This is a genomic window from Angustibacter speluncae (genome assembly GCF_054777815.1).
Genome location: NZ_BAAHAF010000191.1, coordinates 1 through 2,652 on the forward strand (window position 1 = coordinate 1; position 2,652 = coordinate 2,652).

Sequence of the window (2,652 nt, forward strand, 5' to 3'; positions counted from 1 at the left end):
GGACGCCTCGCCGCCGCCGCGCGGCCGGCCGTCGTCGCGGTCGACGTGCTCGCGCTGCTCGACTCGGCCGCGCCCGCGCTCGGCGGGCGCCTCGCCTCGGCCGGCGCGTGGGAGTCGGTCCCGCCGTGGTGGGGCGAGACCGCCGACTGGCTGGCGGCGCACGACGAGCGCGCCCTGCTCGTGCCGGGTTCGGGCTTCGGCCAGTACGTGTGGGGCGCACCGCTCGACGAGCCGCTGCAGCCGCTGGCCCGCAGCCCGTGGGCCGTCCGCAACGGCGTCCCGCTCACCCCGGCCGGCACGGTGCGGATGCTCGACGCCGTCGAGGACGAGATCGCCCTGGGCCGCGACCTCGGTCCCGCGGCCGACGTGCTGCGCCGCTCGGGCGTGCGGTTCCTGGTGCTGCGCAACGACCTCGACGACTCGCTCACGGGCGGCACCGCCCCGGCCACCGCCCGCGCCGCCGTCCGCGCGACCCCGGGCGTCGACGCGGTGGCGGCCTTCGGTCCGCAGGTGCGGCTCGACGGGCGGGTGCAGGCCCGGGCGGTCGAGGTCTACGACCTCGGCGCCGCCGCACCCGTCGTCGAGGCGCTGCCCGTCGAGGCGGCCGAGGTCGTGACCGGCGCCTCGGAGGCGCTGGTGCCGCTGGCCGGCGCCGGCCTGCTGCCCGGCGCCGCGGTGATGGCGCCGGACGCGCTCGACGGCAGCGCACCCCGGGGGCTCGTGGTGACCGACAGCCTGGCCGCGCGCGTGCGCGCGCTCGAGGCCGTCCACGGCGGCGACCTGGGTCCGGTGCTGACCGCCGACGAGGTGCGCGCCGGGCCGAACCGCGACCACCTCCCGTGGACCGACCCGGCGCTGCGGACGACCGCCGACCTCGGGCCGCTGCGGGCGCTCACGTCGTCGCGCACCGCCGGCCCGCCGGGCGACCTGCTCGCCGACGCGCCGGGCCACCGGGCGGCGGCGGCGCTCGACACCGACCCGCTGACGGCCTTCGTCGCGGTCGTCCCGTCGGCCCGGGAGGCCGACCGCGGCGCCCGGGTCTGGATGGAGCTGGAGGCACGGCGACCGCTCGAGGTCGCGGGCACCCGGCTGCGCCTGCTCGACGACGAGGTCACGTGGGGTGGGCGGCTCGGGCGTCCGACCGAGGTGGTGGTCCGCACCGACACCGGCACGGCCACGACGCCGGTCCCGCCCGCGCCGGCGGCCGACGACCTGCAGGTGCCGGTCGGCGACCCCGCGCGGGACGCCGCGGCCTGGGTCGACCTGCGCACCCCGCCCGGCGCCACCCGGACGCTGCGGGTCGAGCTCGCGGGCGCCGCGGGGGCCGTGACGGGGGTGGCGACGCTGGCCGTCCCCGGCCTCGAGGTGCCGGCGACCCGCGTCGTCCCGGACCTCACCGCGTCGGCGGCGCAGGCGGCCGGCGGCGGGGTCTCGTACCTGCTGGGCACGGCGCGCGGCACCGCGGACGGCTGCACCGACGAGGACGACGCGCTGCGGTGCGGCACCACGCGGCTGCGCGTCGTCGAGGACTCCGACCTCGACCGGTCCCTCCCGGTCGCGGCCGCCACGGACCTGCGCGCCGGCGGCACCCTGCACCCGCGACCGTCGGCCGAGCTCGACGCCCTGCTCGACCTCGGCGCGTGGGCGCAGGTGCGGGTGAGCAGCCGGCGCAGCCCCGCCGCCGCGGCGCGACCCGGCGCCGTCGTCGACGGCGACCCGCGCACGGCGTGGAGCCCGGCGGGCGACGACCGCCGGCCCACGCTCGAGCTGAGCCTGCCGGCCGAGCGGACCGTCGAGCGGCTCCAGGTGCGGGCGCGCGACAACTGGTTCGCCGACGCCTCGGCCACGCTCCGCGTCGTCGTCGACGGCCGCGAGCAGTTCGTCGAGCCGACCTCGTCCGGGGTCGTCGACCTGCTGCCGGTGTCCGGCCGCACGGTGCGGGTCGAGGTGCTCGCGGGACTGGACGAGGAGCGTGGGTCCTCGCCCGCCGACCTCGAGGTCACCGAGGTGCTGCTCGACGGGCAGGAGTGGCCCGCCCCCTCCGGCGCCGACGCGTCGCTGCCCTGCGGCGAGGGGCCGCCCCTCGGCGTCGACGGGGCGCTCGTGCCGACCGAGGTGTCGTGGACCGCCGACGACCTGCTCACCGGTGGCGCCGCCACCTGGCGCGCGTGCGCGGACGTCGCGCTCGAGCCGGGTCGCAGCCGGCTCGTCCTCGGCCGCCTGCCGGGCCTCGTGCCCACGTCCGCGGTGCTCGAGCCGAGTTCGACGGGTGACCGCGCCGCCGGCAGCGGGCGGAGGGTCGAGGTGCGCACCTGGTCGGCGACCGACCGCGAGGTCGAGGTGGCCCCGGGCGACGCCGCGCTGCTGACCACCACCGAGAACACCAACCCGGGCTGGGTGGCCGAGCTCGCGGGGGAGCCGCTCGTGCCGGTGGTCGTCGACGGGTGGCGGCAGGCCTTCGTGCTGCCCGCGGGGGAGGGCGGGACGGTGCGGCTGACCTACGCGCCCGACGCCCCGTACCGGGTCGGGCTGCTGGTGGGCCTGCTGCTGGCGCTGCTGCTGGCGCTGCTGCTCGTGCTGCCGACCCGCCGCGCCGCGGCGCCCGGTGCCGACGCCCGCGTCCGGGCGCCCGTCGGCGCCGCCGCGGCGGTG

General features: G+C 80.1%; 1 protein-coding gene. It reads left to right on the forward strand.

Annotation, left to right across the window (positions count from 1 at the left end):
• A partial coding sequence (locus tag ACYVKY_RS20865; protein WP_460436906.1) for an alpha-(1->3)-arabinofuranosyltransferase domain-containing protein occupies positions 1–2,652 on the forward strand: 2,652 nt, incomplete at both ends.